This window comes from Actinomycetospora sp. 2LY8.5 (genome assembly GCF_057180585.1).
In genome coordinates, this window is sequence record NZ_JBXUHE010000017.1 from 31365 (window position 1) to 47347 (window position 15983).

The 15983-nt window shown below is 74.9% G+C and carries 15 protein-coding genes; 7 read left to right on the top strand and 8 right to left on the bottom strand.

What is annotated here, in order from left to right; translation table 11 throughout:
• Positions 1 to 14: 14 nt before the first annotated feature.
• Complete coding sequence (locus AC2A1K_RS18880) at positions 15 to 974, bottom strand: hypothetical protein (protein WP_483897848.1); 960 nt, start codon at positions 972 to 974, stop codon at positions 15 to 17.
• Positions 975 to 1135: 161 nt separating this feature from the next.
• Between AC2A1K_RS18880 and AC2A1K_RS18885 the strand changes: the two genes are divergently transcribed.
• The 4 genes from AC2A1K_RS18885 to AC2A1K_RS18900 all read left to right on the top strand — a co-directional run bounded on the left by AC2A1K_RS18885 (position 1136) and on the right by AC2A1K_RS18900 (position 4446).
• Entirely contained in the window at positions 1136 to 1582 is a 447-nt protein-coding gene (locus tag AC2A1K_RS18885; RefSeq protein ID WP_483897849.1) for a Fur family transcriptional regulator, read from the top strand.
• Positions 1579 to 2793 carry a CAF17-like 4Fe-4S cluster assembly/insertion protein YgfZ gene (ygfZ, locus tag AC2A1K_RS18890; RefSeq protein WP_483897850.1) on the top strand — a complete coding sequence of 405 codons (1215 nt, stop codon included), beginning with the start codon at positions 1579 to 1581 and terminating at the stop codon, positions 2791 to 2793. The genes AC2A1K_RS18885 and ygfZ overlap by 4 nt, the downstream gene beginning before the upstream one ends.
• On the top strand, positions 2790 to 3758 hold the full coding sequence (locus AC2A1K_RS18895) for a threonine ammonia-lyase (RefSeq protein ID WP_483897851.1): 969 nt from the start codon (positions 2790 to 2792) through the stop codon (positions 3756 to 3758). Before ygfZ ends, AC2A1K_RS18895 begins: the two co-directional genes overlap by 4 nt.
• 115 nt (positions 3759 to 3873) lie before the next feature.
• Positions 3874 to 4446 carry an RsiG family protein gene (locus tag AC2A1K_RS18900; RefSeq protein WP_483897852.1) on the top strand — a complete coding sequence of 191 codons (573 nt, stop codon included), beginning with the start codon at positions 3874 to 3876 and terminating at the stop codon, positions 4444 to 4446.
• A gap of 17 nt (positions 4447 to 4463) precedes the next feature.
• On the opposite strand, the gene AC2A1K_RS18905 is transcribed toward AC2A1K_RS18900, so the two are convergent.
• On the bottom strand, positions 4464 to 5369 hold the full coding sequence (locus AC2A1K_RS18905; RefSeq protein WP_483897853.1) for a DUF8083 family protein: 906 nt from the start codon (positions 5367 to 5369) through the stop codon (positions 4464 to 4466).
• A 137-nt stretch (positions 5370 to 5506) separates the two neighbouring features.
• Between AC2A1K_RS18905 and AC2A1K_RS18910 the strand changes: the two genes are divergently transcribed.
• Positions 5507 to 5695, top strand: coding sequence for a DUF3073 domain-containing protein (locus AC2A1K_RS18910; RefSeq protein ID WP_483897854.1), 189 nt, complete (start codon positions 5507 to 5509; stop codon positions 5693 to 5695).
• A gap of 126 nt (positions 5696 to 5821) precedes the next feature.
• The gene (locus tag AC2A1K_RS18915) at positions 5822 to 6061 is read left to right on the top strand and encodes a hypervirulence associated TUDOR domain-containing protein (RefSeq protein WP_483897855.1); all 240 of its coding nucleotides are present in this window, start codon (positions 5822 to 5824) and stop codon (positions 6059 to 6061) included.
• Between the two features lie 81 nt (positions 6062 to 6142).
• Here AC2A1K_RS18915 and purM read toward each other — a convergent pair whose 3' ends face one another.
• The 5 genes from purM to AC2A1K_RS18940 all read right to left on the bottom strand — a co-directional run bounded on the left by purM (position 6143) and on the right by AC2A1K_RS18940 (position 12615).
• Complete coding sequence (gene purM, locus AC2A1K_RS18920; RefSeq protein WP_483897856.1) at positions 6143 to 7246, bottom strand: phosphoribosylformylglycinamidine cyclo-ligase; 1104 nt, start codon at positions 7244 to 7246, stop codon at positions 6143 to 6145.
• 79 nt (positions 7247 to 7325) lie between these two features.
• The gene (gene purF / locus AC2A1K_RS18925; protein WP_483897857.1) at positions 7326 to 9026 is read right to left on the bottom strand and encodes an amidophosphoribosyltransferase; all 1701 of its coding nucleotides are present in this window, start codon (positions 9024 to 9026) and stop codon (positions 7326 to 7328) included.
• 110 nt (positions 9027 to 9136) lie between these two features.
• Positions 9137 to 11347 carry a putative bifunctional diguanylate cyclase/phosphodiesterase gene (locus AC2A1K_RS18930; RefSeq protein WP_483897858.1) on the bottom strand — a complete coding sequence of 737 codons (2211 nt, stop codon included), beginning with the start codon at positions 11345 to 11347 and terminating at the stop codon, positions 9137 to 9139.
• Positions 11340 to 12146, bottom strand: a complete 807-nt coding sequence (locus AC2A1K_RS18935; RefSeq protein WP_483897859.1) for an SAM-dependent methyltransferase — start codon at positions 12144 to 12146, stop codon at positions 11340 to 11342. Before AC2A1K_RS18935 ends, AC2A1K_RS18930 begins: the two co-directional genes overlap by 8 nt.
• Positions 12147 to 12213: 67 nt before the next feature.
• A complete protein-coding gene (locus tag AC2A1K_RS18940) occupies positions 12214 to 12615 on the bottom strand; it encodes a sterol carrier family protein (protein WP_483897860.1) in 402 nt (133 codons plus the stop codon).
• Between the two features lie 19 nt (positions 12616 to 12634).
• Between AC2A1K_RS18940 and AC2A1K_RS18945 the strand changes: the two genes are divergently transcribed.
• Entirely contained in the window at positions 12635 to 13327 is a 693-nt protein-coding gene (locus AC2A1K_RS18945) for an SGNH/GDSL hydrolase family protein (RefSeq protein ID WP_483897861.1), read from the top strand.
• A gap of 88 nt (positions 13328 to 13415) precedes the next feature.
• Here AC2A1K_RS18945 and purL read toward each other — a convergent pair whose 3' ends face one another.
• Positions 13416 to 15728: a phosphoribosylformylglycinamidine synthase subunit PurL gene (gene purL / locus AC2A1K_RS18950; protein ID WP_483897919.1), complete on the bottom strand. Its 2313-nt coding sequence runs from the start codon at positions 15726 to 15728 to the stop codon at positions 13416 to 13418.
• Positions 15729 to 15983: the final 255 nt, after the last annotated feature.

Below are 15983 nucleotides of genomic sequence, written 5' to 3' on the forward strand. Positions count from 1 at the left end.
AACGTCGGATCGTGTCACCCGTCTGCCGCACGCTCCGGGGCAGACGGGGTCACCTGGGTCGGTCCGGACGCGGACCGGGCGCCCTCGGTGACATCGACATCGACACCTACCTCGGCGGCGGTCTCGGCGGCGGTCTCGGCGGCGGTCTCGGCGGCGGTCTCGGCGGCGGTCTCCGACGGGTCGACCGTCGGCACCGCGTCCGCCGTGTCGGCGGCCGCGTCCCCCGTGGCGGCCACGGTCACCGTGTCCTCCACCGGCGAGCCGACAGCGCCGTCCGCACCGACCGGCGGCGCGACGGGGGGCGCGGCGCCGTAGGGCGTCGGGGGGCGAGGCCCCGGGGCGGGCGGTCCGACGGTACGGCCGGGTCCGCGCCACGGACCGGCGGGCCCGCCGGGACCGGGGTGCGCCCCGGGCCGCGGCGGTCCGGGCGGCACGGCCGACGGGCGCACCGGGCCGGACACGATGTCGTCGAGGCGCCCGCGCAGCCGCACCAGCTCGTCGACGACGGCGTCACGCTGGGCGCGCAGGTCGGCGAGTGCGGCGCGCGACTCGGCGTGCTCGGCCAGCAGGGACTCGGCGGCCTTGCTGCGGACCAGCTGGGCCTCCTGCTCGGCGGCCTGCAGGATGCCGCGGAGCCGGTCGTTGAAGGCGCCGACCATGTCGGGGTTGCCCATCCCCGGGTCGTCCGGGGGCGGCACGGGCCGTCCCTCCGGGACCGTGTCGGAGGCGCGGCTCTCGAGCGCCGACGTGTCGACCGCGCCGGGCCCGCTGCGCCGGCGCTCCCGCACCGCGAGCTGGGCCCGGAGCTGGGCGTTCATCCGGCGCAGCCCGGCGACGTGCTCGTCGACCTGGCGCCGGTCGTATCCCCGCAGGACGACGTCGAAGTGCGGGCCGGGGCTGTCTTCTTCGACGCCCGAGAGGTCCAGGTAGTGCTCGGCGTCGGGCGGTGTGCGTCCCTGCTCACCGGTCGTCATCGTCACCTGCCTGCTGCCGGGTCCTCTCCGCGGCCGTGGGGTCAGGCGCGGAACCCTGTCGATCGTAGGGACCGGGGCCCGGCCACGCACGGAACCGGACCCTCACGGAGCGCGGCGAGGGCGGGGGTCACGGGGTGGTCAGGACGCCTACCATCGAGGGCGTGGACACCGAACTGCGGCAGACGCTGCACCGTCGTGGCCTGCGCATGACCCCGCAGCGTCAGCTGGTGCTCGACGCGGTCTCGGAGCTCGGGCACGCGACGCCCGAGGCCGTCTGTACACGGGTGCAGGAGACGGCGCCGGCCGTGAACATCACCACCGTGTACCGGACGCTCGACCTGCTCGAGCAGCTCGGTGTCGTCAAGCACACCCACCTCGGGCACGGGGCGCCGACGTACGCGACCTCCGAGCACGAGCACGTCCACCTCGTCTGCCACCACTGCGGGCGGGTCGACGAGATCGAGGCGGACGCCCTCGACGACCTGGCGGCCGCCCTGCGCCGGTCCCACGGCTTCCGCCTGGACGCCACGCACGTCGCGCTCTCCGGCGCGTGTCGGGACTGTGCCGCTCGTGCCGACGCCCAGCTCGCGGAGGAGGCCACCCCGTGACCAGCCCGTCCTTCGACGAACCCGGGGCCGTCGCCCCCCAGCCCCGCGACGGGGCCGACGGGGCCACCGAGGACCTGGTCGACGCCGCGGTCCCGGCCCACTACGGCGACCCGTTCAACGAGCAGCGCGCGATGGCCCGCCGCGCCGGCGTCGTCGACCGCTCCCACCGGGGCGTCCTGCGCGTGACCGGCCCCGAGCGGCTGAGCTGGCTGCACCTGCTGCTCTCCCAGCAGGTCGCGGACCTGCCCGACGGCGCCGGCACCGAGGCGCTCGTGCTGGACGCCCAGGGCCGCGTCGAGCACCACGCCGTCCTCGCCCACGTCGACGACACGGTCTGGCTGGACGTCGAGCCCGGGCGCGCCGCGGCGCTCGCCGACTACCTCGAGAAGATGCGCTTCTGGTCGCAGGTCGAGGTCGCCGACGCCACCGGCCAGTGGGCCGTCCTCTCCGTCGTCGGCCCCGCCGTCGACGAGGTGCTCACCGCGGCCGGGGTCGAGGCCCCGCACGGCGACCACACCGCGCTGGCCCTGCCCGGCGGCGGAGACGGAGCGCAGCGGAGCTCGACCCAGGCAGGCGGCATCGTGCGCCGCATGTCCTGGCCGGGCCCCGACAACGAGGCGGCCGCGGACCTGATCGTGGCCCGCGCCGAACTGGGGTCGTGGTGGTCGCGGCTGCGCGGCGCCGGCGCCCGCCCCGCGGGCCACGACGCCTTCGAGGCCCTGCGGGTCACCGCGCTGAAGCCGCGCCTCGGCCTCGACACCGACGAGCGCGCGATCCCCCACGAGATGGGCTGGATCGGCCCCGCCGTCCACCTGCAGAAGGGCTGCTACCGCGGCCAGGAGACGGTCTCGCGCGTCGCCAACCTGGGACGCCCGCCGCGCCAGCTCGTGCTGCTGCACCTGCAGGCCGGCGACGACCCGCTGCCGCCCCCGGGCACCCCGGTGCTCGCGGAGGAGGGCGGTCGGCCCGTGGGCCGGATCGGCACCGCGGTGCGCCACCACGAGCTCGGCACCGTGGCGCTCGCGCTGCTCAAGCGCTCGGCCGTGGCGGCCGTCCCCGGCGGCGGCCCCTTGTGGGTCGCCGCCGACTCCGACCGGAGCTCGGACGACAGCCAGGTCGTGCCCGGCCCGGCGTCGGTCGACCCCGACTCCATCCCGCCCGACACCGGCGAGCCCCCGGGGCGCGCGGCGATGCGGCGCCTGAAGGGGTGACGCGCCTCCTCCGGCCGTCCGACGTGGCCGCGGCCGCCGCGGTGCTGGACGGCGTGGCGGTCCGCACCCCGCTGACCGACCTCGCGCCCGGCTTCGCGGTCAAGCGCGAGGACCTGCAACCGGTCGGTGCGTTCAAGCTGCGCGGCGCCTTCCACGCCGCGTGCCGTCTCGCGCCCGAGCAGCGGGCGGCCGGGCTCGTCACCCACTCCTCGGGCAACCACGGCCGGGCGCTCGCCTGGGTCGCGCGGCACCTCGGCGTCCCGTGCACCGTCGTGGCGCCCGACGACGCGGTGGCGGCGAAGGTCGGCGCGATGACCGACCTCGGCGCCCGGCTGGTCCGCGTGCCCGCCGACGAGCGCGAGTCCGCGGCGGCCGCGGTGGTCGCCGAGACCGGCGGGACGCTGATCCCGCCCTACGACCACCCGCACGTCATCGCGGGCCAGGGCACGGTCGGCGCCGAGATCCTGGCCGACCGGCCGGACGTCGAGCAGGTCGTCGTCCCGATCGGGGGCGGTGGGCTGATCAGCGGGATCGCGGCGGCGCTGCGGGAGTCGGGCGTCCGGGTCCTGGGCGCCGAGCCCGTGCTCGCCGGCGACGCGGCGGCCAGCAAGCGCGCCGGCGAGCGGGTGCGGTTCCCCCGCGAGCAGGTGGCCGCGACCGCCGCCGACGGTCTGCGCGCCACCGTCCTGGGCGAGCTGACCTGGCCGCACGTACGCGACCTCGTGGCCGACGTCGTCACCGTCGACGAGGACGCCATCGCCGACGCGACCCGGGCACTGCACGCCGCGGGGGTGCCGTGCGAGGCGAGCGGCGCGGTCGCCACCGCGGGCCGGCTCGCCCTCCCGACCGCCGAGCGCGCGCGGCGCACGGTCGCCGTCGTCAGCGGTGGCAACGTCGACCCGCAGTGGCTGGCCGGGGTGCTGGGCGATCGGGCCGACCGGTCGGCGGAGCCGACGTTCGGGTGACACCCGACCGTCGGCGGCGTCCCCTGCCGACCGGCGCACGCGCGACACGCACCTCTCGACGCGTCGACCCGAGTGCGGGATGACACGCCCCACCCGCCCGCGCGACCATGAACACATGATCGAGTTCCGTCAGGGCGGTCGTCGGCGCCTCGACCGCGTGCTCGACCCCGCCTTCCTCGCCGACCTGTCCACCTGCCCGCTGGACGACGTGCGCGCCAAGCGCGACGACGCCGCGCAGGAGGAGACCGACCTGTCCTACCTGCGCCGTCTCCTGCACGCGCGGATGGACATCGTCCGGTTCGAGCAGCGTCGCCGGGTCGCCACCGCCCGCGGCGAGGACGGCCCGTCGCTGGTCGACGAGCTGCCGCGCATCCTCGCCGACAACGCGCTCGGCCCGTCGGCGGGCCGCGGGCGGCACCACACCGTCCAGCCCTCGCGCGCCGAGTCGCACCGGCGCCACGTGGAGGCCCTGCTCGCCGACACCGGCCTCTCGGATGTCGCGACCCTCGCCGACGACGACCTCACCGCCGCCGCCATGGCCTACGCCGCCGAGGAGGGCTCGGTGTCGGAGCACCGCGGCCGCGTGCAGCAGGTCATGGACGCCTGCAACGACGAGATGGGCCGGCGCTACCGCGACGGCTCGGCCTCGGTGGACGACCTGCTACGCCGCGAGCGCGAGGGTGCCTAGCGGCATGTGAGGCGCACCTAGTTCGCTCTCTGGTGGGCCGCGCGGCCGGCCCAGAAGTCGCGCAAGCGCCGGTAGCTCGCCATCGCCTTCTCCGCGTCGCCCGCGCGCAGGGCCTCGAGCGCCTCGGCGACGTCCTCCGCGGACGTGTCGGCGGCCAGTGTCTGGTCGTCCATGAGCGCCACGAGCCCGCCGTAGTCCAGCTCGACGAGCGCGCCCGGGTCGAAGTGGCGCAGCCAGCGGGCGGTGTCGCGCAGGACCTCGGAGGGCCCGTCGTCGCCGAGGGTGTCGGCGAGGAGGTCCGCGGCGGCGTCGGCGCGGGTCAGGGCGTCGGCCATCGGCACCCGCCAGTAGCAGCGGCGCGTCGGGGCCTCCGGCGCGGTGACGGCATCGTCGCTGGGCAGGACGAGGATCCGCTCGGCGGGCTCCACCAGCGCGAACCACGGCAGCGGGACCGTCCAGGTCGCCGAGACAATATGGGTCGCGGAGTCGCCGAGCTCGGCGACGACGGCCTCGGCGCGCGAGCGCACCACCGACTCCTCCGCGGTCAGCGCGGCCGTGCGCAGCACCGGAGTCTCGCTCGACAGGAAGCCGACGAGCGCCGCGGCAGCCCGCGGGCGGGTCTCGAGGGGGCAGACGAGGGTCTGCGGCCCGATCGGCTCCTGCCCCGCGGCACCCCCGGGGCCCTCGGCGAGCAGGACGTCCGCGGGGGCGTCGATGGCGGTGCCGTCGATCCGCTCGCCGGGCAGCAGACGAGGCGGGACGCCCAACTGTGCGCGAAGACACACTTCTCGATCGCGACGGCCCGCGTCCACGACGGGGACGGCTCCACGGGCCAGCCCGGCCCGAACCCGCTGGGCCAACGGCCCGCGCAGCGCACCGAGCGGTTCGTACACGCGCAGGTAGCAGACGAAGGGGGCGGGCACGGCCGCCGATCGTGCCATGTCACGTCGCGACCCCGATCGGACACACGGTATTGTCGTGGGCACGAGAGTTACCTCAGATTTCAGGGGGCCGCCGGAGACGCTCCGGCCGCCCCCGCCCTGTGCGAGGGGGTCCAGCCATGGGACGCGGACGAGCCAAGGCCAAGCAGACGAAGGTGGCCCGAGAGCTCAAGTACAGCTCCCCGAACACGGACTTCGACGCGCTGCAGCGAGAGTTGGGCAGCGGCGACGACCGCTTCTCCCCCCGCTCCGACGACGACGAGCCCGTCGACGCGCGCTGGGGCGAGTACAGCTACGACGAGCGGTGACCTCCGCTCTGCGCTGACACGGGGTGATCCGCTCGGGGACGGCGTGCTTCGCCGGTTCCCGGGCGGGTGACCGCGCCCGTCCACCGCTCACCAGCGAGCGGCACCCGACGAGTGCGAGGAGCACCCGTGACGAAGGCGTCCAGCAAGGGCGACGAGGTCCAGTGGAACGGGGGCCCCGGCCAGGCCGAGGCCACCGTGGAGGAGGTCCACACCGAACGCGTCGAGCGCACCGTGAAGACACAGCACGCCGATAGCGGCACGAAGAAGACCCGCAACGGCTCGGACGACAACCCGGCCCACGTGCTGGAGCAGTCCGACGGCCAGCGGGTCCTCAAGCTCCACTCGGAGCTCATGCCCGACGACTGAGGCATGCTTCGGAGGGCGCCGAAGGTCGGTAGACAGCGCGACGAAGAAGCGCTGGGTGCCGCACCTTCTTGGCGCGACGGGCTAGAAGCGGGGGTGGTCGCCCCGCAGGACCGCGTGCCCGGCGTCGACCGGCGCCCCGTCGGCCTCCGTGGTCGCCCGCACCTCGCCGAGCACCCACGACGGCACGTGCTTGGCGGTCAGCACCGCCATGGCGCGGTCGACGTCGTCGGGCGGCAGGACGACGACCATGCCGACGCCCATGTTGAAGGTCTTCTCCATCTCCTCGCGGGTCACGCGCCCGCGGGAGGCGATGAGCTTGAAGACCGGCGCCGGCGTCCACGTCGTGCGGTCCAACTCGGCGGTGAGACCCGCGGGCAGGACCCGGGCGAGGTTGGCGCACAGGCCGCCGCCCGTGACGTGGGCGAACGTGCGGACGTCGGTCTCGGCGGCCACGGCGAGGCAGTCGCGGGCGTAGATGCGGGTGGGCTCGAGGAGCTCGTCGCCGAGCGTCCGGCCGAACTCCTCGACGTGGCCGTCGAGCGACATGCGTCCGATCTCGAGCAGCACCTGCCGTGCGAGCGAGTAGCCGTTGGAGTGCAGGCCCGAGGAGGCCATGGCGACGACCGTGTCGCCGGGACGGACGCGGTCGGGCCCGAGCATGCCGTCGACCTCGACGATCCCGACGCCGGTGGCCGACAGGTCGTAGTGGTGGGGCTCCATTACCCCGGGGTGCTCGGCGGTCTCGCCGCCGAGCAGCGCGCAGCCGGCCAACCGGCAGCCTTCGGCGATCCCCGAGACGATCTTCTCGACCTTCTCCGGGACGAGCTTGCCGATCGCCAGGTAGTCCTGGAGGAACAGCGGCTCGGCACCACACACGACGAGGTCGTCGACGACCATCGCCACCAGGTCACGGCCCACGGTGTCGTGCTTGTCAGCGGCCTGCGCGACGGCGAGCTTGGTGCCGACGCCGTCGGTGGACGCGGCCAGCACGGGCTCGCGGTACTTGCCGCTGCGCAGCGCGAACAGCCCCGCGAACCCCCCGATGCCGCCGAGGACCTCCGCGCGCGAGGTCGACTTGGCGAGCGGCCTGAGGCGGTCGACCGCACGCTCACCGGCCTCGACGTCCACTCCGGCCGCCGCGTAGCTGGCCTGCGGTGCGTCCGGGTTGTCGGGGGCGTGGGTCATCGGTGGGGATCCTCGCTGGGCATGCGGCAGGGGTTCGGGAGACGACGCGGAGCAGGAGCTCGACCGTCGAGACCGTCCTCTAGGGACGACTGAGGGCGTCCTCGGCACCGTAACCCGGCGTGCCCAGCATGTCGGGTCGAGCTCCGCTCCGCTCCGTCTCCCGCGGCATCCCGGCACCGTTGGTGCCGTGGCCGTGGTGGACCACCGGCCCGCCGGAGCCGCCGTCGCCGCAGCTGGCGCCGGTGACGTCCTCGAGCAAGTGCTTGCCCACCATCGCGTCGGACGGCAGCGGGATGGGGTACTCGCCGGAGAAGCAGGCGGTGCACAGGCGCGAGCGCGGCTGGTCGGTGGCCGCGACGAGCCCGTCCTCGGAGATGTAGCCAAGGCTGTCGGCGCCGACCGAGCGGCGCACGCCCTCGTCCTCGAGGCCGTTGGCGATGAGCTCGGCGCGCGAGGCGAAGTCGATGCCGTAGAAGCAGGGCCAGCGCACGGGCGGGCTGGCGATGCGCACGTGCACCTCGACCGCGCCGGCCTCGCGCAGCATCCGCACCAGGGATCGCTGGGTGTTGCCGCGGACGATCGAGTCGTCGACGACCACGAGGCGCTTGCCGCGGATGATCTCGCGCAGCGGGTTGAGCTTGAGGCGGATGCCCAGCTGGCGGATCGTCTGCGAGGGCTGGATGAACGTGCGACCCACGTAGGCGTTCTTCACCAGACCCTGGCCGTACGGGATGCCGGAGCGCTCGGCGTAGCCGATGGCCGCCGGGGTGCCCGACTCGGGGACCGGGATGACGAGGTCGGCCTCGGCCGGGTGCTCGTCGGCCAGGCGGCGCCCGATCTCGACGCGGGCGGAGTGCACCCCGCGACCGGCGATCGAGGTGTCGGGGCGGGCGAGGTAGACGTACTCGAAGATGCAGCCCTTGGGCTCGGGGGCGGCGAAGCGCGAGCTGCGCAGGCCCTCGGCGTCGATGGCGATGAGCTCGCCGGGCTCGACCTCGCGCACGAGCGAGGCGCCGACGATGTCGAGCGCCGCCGTCTCCGAGGCGACGACCCAGCCGCGGTCGAGGCGCCCGAGCACCAGCGGGCGGACCCCGTGGCGGTCGCGGGCCGCGTAGAGCGTGGTCTCGTCGGAGAACACCAGGCTGAAGGCGCCCTGGAGGTCGGGCAGCAGCCGCAGCGCCGCCTCCTCGACCCCGAGGTCGGCGGCCGCGTCGGCGAGCAGGCCGGTGACGACGTCCGAGTCGGTGGTGGCACCGTCGAGGGCGGAGCGGGGGCGACGGTTGCCACCACCGTTGCCGTTGCTGTTGCCGTGCCCCGCGCCCACCGCGGTGAGCGCGTCGCGGCGACGTACCAGCTCGGCGGTGTTGACCAGGTTGCCGTTGTGCCCCAGCGCGAGGCCCGTGCCGGCCGCGGTGGTGCGGAACGTCGGCTGGGCGTTCTCCCAGGTCGGCGAGCCCGTGGTCGAGTAGCGGGTGTGGCCGACCGCGAGGTGGCCCCGCAGCGACGACAGCGACTGCTCGTCGAAGACCTGGCTGACCAGCCCGAGGTCCTTGAAGACCACGATCTGGCGGCCGTCGCTGACCGCCATGCCGGCGGCCTCCTGGCCACGGTGCTGGAGAGCGAAGAGCCCGAAGTACGTGAGCTTCGAGACCTCCTCGCCGGGCGCCCACACGCCGAAGACGCCGCACTCCTCCTTGGGCCCCTCGTCGAAGGCGGGGGGCTCGTCCGGGGGCGAGGTGGTGGTTGACGTGGGCCGTGGATCGTTTCCGGCTTCGTCCACCGGGACGGCTCCTTGTCGACGGGGTGCCACGAGTCGTGCCGGCCCCAGACTACGCGTGGCGGGGGACCCGTGGGCAGGACGCGCCGCGATCCGCGTCTCAGCCCGCGCCGTCAGGCACCTAGGAGATCGCCGCCGGGGCGCGCCGCCGGGTCCCCGAGCGGGGCCCCGCACCGCACCATGCGGGCGATGTCGGCGGCGGGCAGCGCGGGCGCGAACAGCCACCCCTGGCCCTCGTCGCAGCCGAGCGCGCGCAGTCGCGCCGCCTGCGGCCCGGTCTCCACGCCCTCCGCGGTGACCGTGAGGTCGAGGGCGTGCCCGAGCGCGACGAGGGTGCCGACGATGCGCTCGTCGACGAGGTCGGAGAGCTCCTCCTCGCGCAGTCCCTCGCCGAACGAGCCGTCGAGCTTGATCACGTCGACGGGCAGTTTGCGCAGGTAGGACAGGTTCGAGTAGCCGGTGCCGAAGTCGTCCACGGCGATGCGCACGCCCATGGCGCGCAGCCCGTCCAGGGCCTTGAGCGGGGCGCCCTCGTCGATGGTCAGCGCGCGCTCGGTGAGCTCGACCTGTAGCCGGTCGGGCGGCAGGCCCGTGCAGTCGAGCAGCGCGGACACCTCGGTGACCAGCCCCGGCTCGGCGAGCTGGCGCTGGGCGACGTTGACACTGACGAACGGCGCGGCGTCGCCGAACTCGTCGTACCAGGCCCGGGCGTCGCGGCACGCGTACTCGAGGACCCGCCTGCCGAGCTGGACGATGATGCCGGTCTCCTCGGCGGGGCCGATGAACAGCGACGGCGAGAGCATCCCGAGGCGCGGGTGCTGCCAGCGGACCAGGGCCTCGACCCCGCGCATGCGGTGGTCGGCCAGCGAGACCAGCGGCTGGTAGAGCACGAAGAACTCGTCGTGCGCGACCGCCGAGGGCAGGGCCGCCGACAGCGTGAACCGGGCGGTCTCGGCCTCGTCGCGGCCGGGGTCGTGGACGGCCCAGCGCCCGCGGCCCTCGGCCTTCGCGGTGTAGAGCGTGATGTCCGCGGCGCGCATCAGCTCGGATGCGGTGGTCTCGCGGACCGCCTGCTCCACGACGCCGATGCTCGCGCCGACGACGAGCTCCTGGCCGGCCAGCGGCAGCGGCGGGGCCAGGGCGGCGAGGACGCGGTCGGCGAGGCCGACGAGGCGATCGACGCCGTGGGAGTCCTCGACGAGCACGACGAACTCGTCGCCGCCCATGCGCGCGACCAGCTCGCCCTCGGTGACGCACGCCCCGAGCCGGCGGGCCACCTCCTGGAGCATGCGGTCGCCGACGCTGTGGCCCAGGCTGTCGTTGATCGTCTTGAAGCCGTCGAGGTCGAGGAAGCAGACCCCGACCCGGCGCAGCGAGTCCGGCGCCTCGCGGGTGAAGACGCGCTCCAGGCGCTCGGTGAACTTCGCGCGGTTGGCGAGCTTCGTCAGCGGGTCGTGGTACGCCTGGTACTCGAGGTTCTCCTGCAGCCGGTGCCGCTCGCTGACGTCCTCGAGCATGGCGAGCTGGTAGGTGGGCCGCCCCTCCGTGTCGCGCACCAGCGACAGCGTCAGGTGGCCGACGATCTCCTTGCCGCTGCGTCGGAAGAACCGCTTCTCGAGGCGGAAGTTGTCGATCTCCCCGCGCAGCAGGCGCTCGTAGAGCCGCCACACCGAGGGCGCGTCGTCGGGGTGGGTGAGGTCGCCGACGGTCAGGCGGCGGAACTCGTCGGCGGTGTGCCCGAACATCCGCGTCATCGCGGGGTTGACCTCGAGGATCCGGCCGTTCATGTCACCCAGGCCGATGCCGATCGCGGCCTCGTGGAACATGGCGCGGAACCGGGCCTCGCTGGCGTGCAGGGCCTGCTCGGTGTGATGCCGCGCCGCGAGCACCGCCCGGCGGATCGCCTCCTGCTCGTCGAGGGTCCGGTCGCGCAGGGCGGCCGCGTAGCCGCCGGCGAGCGTGCCCGTCAGCGCGTGGACGGCCGGGAGCACCGCCGGGTCGAGGAGGGTGGGGAGCTGTTCGGCGAGCAGCAGCACGGTGCGCTCGAGCGTCTCCGGCCCCGTGAAGTGCGCCGACACGAGGCGCCGGCCGACCTCGGCCCCCGCGTCGGGCCGGGGCGGATCGACGAGGACGGCGTCGATCACCAGCGCGGCGAGCTCGCGCAGGTGCGCCTGCAGCTCGTCGGCCGCCATCGGGACGTAGCTGGTCCCCTCCACCTCGTCGGCCCACGCCGTGGCCAGGGCGTCGACGGGGTCGGACGGGCCGCCACGTCCTTCTCGATGGTCCGCCTCAGTTCCGCTGCGCGTCCCGTCCCGCTCAGTCACGACGCCCCACGGCCGCATAACCGGTGAAGCGCTCGGGGTGCTCGAGGGCGGCGGACGGGTCGTCGGGCCGCCACTCGGGGAGGAACACCAGCCCCGGCTCGACGAGCGCGAAGCCGTCGAGGAGCGCCGCGACCTCGTCGCGGGTGCGCATCCGCATCGGCGTCGCGGTGCGCCGGTAGAGCGCCTGGTGGTCGTCGGCGCGGTCGGGGGCGCCGTCGGCGCTGGCGTGGCTGACGACCAGGTGGCTGCCCGGGGGCATCGCCTCGCGGTAGCGGGCGAGCACCTCGCCGGGACGGCGCTCGTCGCCGACGAAGTGCAGCAGCGCGACCACCAGCACCGCGACCGGGCGGGAGAGGTCGATCAGCGATCGGGTGACCGGATCGTCGAGGACGGTCCCGACCTCGGTGAAGTCGCCCTGGACGACGCCGGTGCGCGGGTCGTCGGCGAGGATCGCGCGGGAGTGCGCGACGGCCACCGGGTCGATGTCGACGTAGACCACCCGGGCCTCGGGGTTGGTCGCGTGGGCGACCTCGTGCACGTTGCCGACCGTCGGGATGCCCGACCCGATGTCCAGGAACTGGTCGATCCCCTGCTCCGCCAGGTGGCGCACGGCGCGGCGCAGGAAGGCGCGGTTGGCCTGCATGATGCGCGGGAGCTCGGGCCAGTCGGCGATCGCGCGGGCGGCCATGGCCCGGTCGACCGCGAAGTTGTGGCCTCCGCCCAGGTAGTAGTCGTAGACCCGGGCGGCACTGGGACGGTCGATGTCCACGTCCTCGGGAGCCCAGCTCGGCCGCTGCACCGGGCCTCCCCCCTGTCGGGCACGTGTCCGTCGGTAGTGGGCATCGTACGGGCGCAACCAGGACGGCTCAGCCGTCTTCACCCCTTTGGTGAACGTCCACCACCGGGAGCCACCACGCGATCTCCGCCGCCCGGTGCCCTGAGGCGGATACCCGTTCTGCGGCCTCTTCCCAGCGCAGGAGGCCGAGCGCGAGGCCGAGCCAGGTGGCCGGATCGGTCTCGACGACGTTCGGCGGCGTCCCCCGGGTGTGGCGCGGCCCCTCGACGCACTGGACAGCGCCGAACGGCGGGACGCGGACCTCGACCGAATGCCCGGGAGCGGTGTGCTCGAGGGTGCGCAGGGACGACCGGACGGCCGCGGCCAACACGGGGCGGGGCGGGCGCTCGTGCGCCTCGGGGTCGCGGACCCAGGGGGCGACCGCGAGCAGCTCCGCCCGCACCTGCGCGGGGTCCGGGGCTCGGCGGGGCACGGTCGACCAGGATAGAGACGTGCCCCGTCTGCGCCCGCTCGTCCTGGTCCTCGCGCTCGGCCTGGTGCTGGTGCAGGCGCGGCGGCTGAAGCTCGCGACGACCATGGAGACCGACCACGCCGCGTACTGGCGACGCCGCCGGCGCAGCCCGGGCGAGGTGCTGCTCGTGGCGCTCGGCGACTCGCTCGCCCAGGGCATGGGCGCCGTGCACCCGGAGCGGTCGTGGGTAGGTCGGCTCGCCGACGCGATCGAGGCGCGCGAGGGCGTACGCGTGCGCGTCCTCAACCTCGCCGTCGTCGGGGCGACCGTCGCCGACGTCCTCGCCTCGCAGCTGCCTGCCGTGCCGACCGGGGCGGCCCTCGTCGCGCTCGCGATCGGCACCAACGACGCCGCCCAGGGCGTCGCGCCCGAGGACTTCCGCCGCGACCTCGACGCCGTCTGCGCGGCGCTGCCCGCCGGCGCGCTCGTCGCCGACGTCCCGGACCTGCAGCGCGGGGCGCCGCGGCGGCGCGGGATCCGGCTCGCGGCCGTCGCGCGCGAGGTGATCGCCGCCCGCCCGGCCCTGCGCCCCGTCGCGCTCGAGGCCGCGACGCACCGGATGCGGCTCTGGGAGGTCGGGCCGGACCTCGCCCACCCCAACGGTCGCGGCTACCGCCGCTACGGCCGCGCGTTCGTCGCCGCCGTGGAGATGTCAGCGGCGTGGCGTCGCTGACGTTCAATGTCCGTAACGCCACGCGCTCGCTCGGCGGGGAGAGCGGGCTGGGAGAACAACGAGTGATCAACGGGCACGGCGCGCGTGCTCAGCCCAGGACGGCGGGGAGGGTCGCCTCGCCGAGGGCGCGGAGCTCCGCGAGCGGGAGGTCGTCGACGCCCTCGATGCGTAGCCTGTCCCCGCCGACCTCGCCGAGTCGCGCGGCCGGCTGGCCCGCCTCCACGCACCGGCGGGCGAGCTCCGGCTCGTCGCCCGGCGCCACGGTGACGAGCATCCGCGCGCCCGTCTCGGAGAACAGCACGGTCGCGGGGTCGAGGCCCGGCGCCGGCGGCAGGGTCACCGACGCGCCGCGACCGGTGGCGAGCGCCGCCTCGACGAGCGCCTGGGCGAGGCCGCCGTCGGAGAGGTCGTGGGACCCGGAGAGCAGGCCGTCGGCCGCCGCCCCCGCCATCAGCGCGGCGAGGCGGGCCTCGGCGACGAGGTCCGCGGCGGGCGGGCGGCCGCCGAGGTGGTCGTGCACGACACCGGCCCAGGTCGAGCCGTCGAGCTCGTCGCGGGTCTCGCCGAGCAGCCACACCGCGTCGCCGGGCTCGCCGAGACCGTGCGGCACGGCCCGCGCCACGTCCTCGAGGATCCCGAGCACGCCGACCACCGGCGTCGGCAGGATCGCCGCGGTGCCGGTCTGGTTGTAGAAGCTCACGTTGCCGCCGGTCACCGGCAGGCTCAGGGCCGCGCAGGCGTCGGCGAGACCCGCGACGGCCTCGGCGAACTGCCACATCACGGCCGGATCCTCGGGGGACCCGAAGTTCAAGCAGTCGGTGACCGCCACCGGCACCGCGCCCGACGACGCCACGTTGCGCACCGACTCGGCGAGCGCGAGCTGGGCGCCGGTCCGCGGATCGAGCTGGCAGAAGCGCGCGTTGGCGTCGATCGACACCGCGACGCCGCGCCCGCCGGCCTCGTCGACGCGCACCACGCCGGCGTCGGCCGGGGTCGCCGCCGTCGTGTTGCCGCGCACGTAGCGGTCGTACTGCTCGGTGACCCAGGTCCGCGGCGCCAGCGCGGGCGAGGCGACGAGCGCGCGGATCTGCTCCGCGATCTCGTTCGGCGAGGTGGGCCTCCGACCGCCGACCGAGTCGGCCTGCAGCGCGTCCTGCCAGCCGGGGCGGGCGTAGGGGCGCTCGTAGACCGGGCCGTCGTGGGCGACCGTGCGCGGCGGCACGTCGACCACGGTCTCGCCGTGGTGGGTGATGCGCAGGCGGTCGCCGTCGGTGACCTCGCCGATGACGGTGGCGGTGACGTCCCAGCGCCGGCACACGGCCATGAACGCGTCGACGTTCTCGGGCGTGACCACCGCGCACATCCGCTCCTGCGACTCGCTGGAGAGGATCTCGGCGGCCGTCATGTCGGCGGCGCGCAGCGGGACGGTGTCGAGGTCGACGTGCATGCCGCCGTCGCCGGCGCTGGCGAGCTCGCTCGTCGCACACGACAGCCCCGCGCCGCCGAGGTCCTGGATGCCGACCACGAGACCAGCGCCGAAGAGCTCGAGGCAGCACTCGATGAGCACCTTCTCGGCGAACGGGTCACCGACCTGCACACTCGGCAGCTTCTTGCGCCGCGCCCCTCCTTCAGAAGGCTCGGTCTCGGCGAACGTCTCCGAGGCGAGCACCGAGACCCCGCCGATGCCGTCGAGACCCGTGCGCGCGCCGAAGAGCACGATCTTGTTGCCCGCCCCCGAGGCGAAGGCCAGGTGCAGGTCCTCGTGGCGCAGCACGCCGACGCACAGGGCGTTGACCAGCGGGTTGCCGGAATAGCTCGGGTCGAACACGACCTCGCCACCGATGTTCGGCAGGCCCAGGCAGTTGCCGTAGAAGCCGACACCGGAGACGACGCCGGGCAGCACGCGCGCGGTGTCCGGGGCGTCGAGCGGGCCGACCCGCAGCCCGTCCATCACCGCCACCGGGCGGGCGCCCATGGCCATGATGTCGCGGACGATCCCGCCGACACCGGTGGCCGCCCCCTGGTGCGGTTCGACGTACGACGGGTGGTTGTGCGACTCGATCTTGAACGTGACCGCCCAGCCGTCACCGACGTCGACCACCCCCGCGTTCTCCCCGATCCCGGCGAGCAGCCGCGCGCGCATGGCCTCGGTGGTCGTCTCGCCGAAGCGGCGCAGGTGGACCTTCGAGGACTTGTAGGAGCAGTGCTCCGACCACATCACCGAGTACATGGCCAGCTCGGCCTCGGTGGGCCGGCGGCCGAGGATGTCCCGGATGCGGGCGTACTCCTCGTCGCGCAGGCCGAGCGCCGTGTGCGGCTGGGTCTCGTCGGGCGTGGCGACGGCGTGCTCGACCGTGTCGACGGGCGGGACCGACGACGGAGCGGGAGGAGAGGACTGCACGGGCGCTGGATCGGCAGCGGTCACGCCGACGAGGGTAGGCGTCCCCGGCGAGCGGCGACCGGGGCCGTACGGGGAGCCGGCCACGGGCGGTCAGCGAAGCCGTGTGAGGGCTGTCACTCGATGTGCGACACGACGCCGCGCGGCGAGCGTGTCCTCGCCCACGTTGTGCGGTCGGTGAACACCGGGGCCGTGATGTCACCGACTCCATCGACCGACATCGACCACACGCCCACCGTGTGCACCGCCACATGGCCT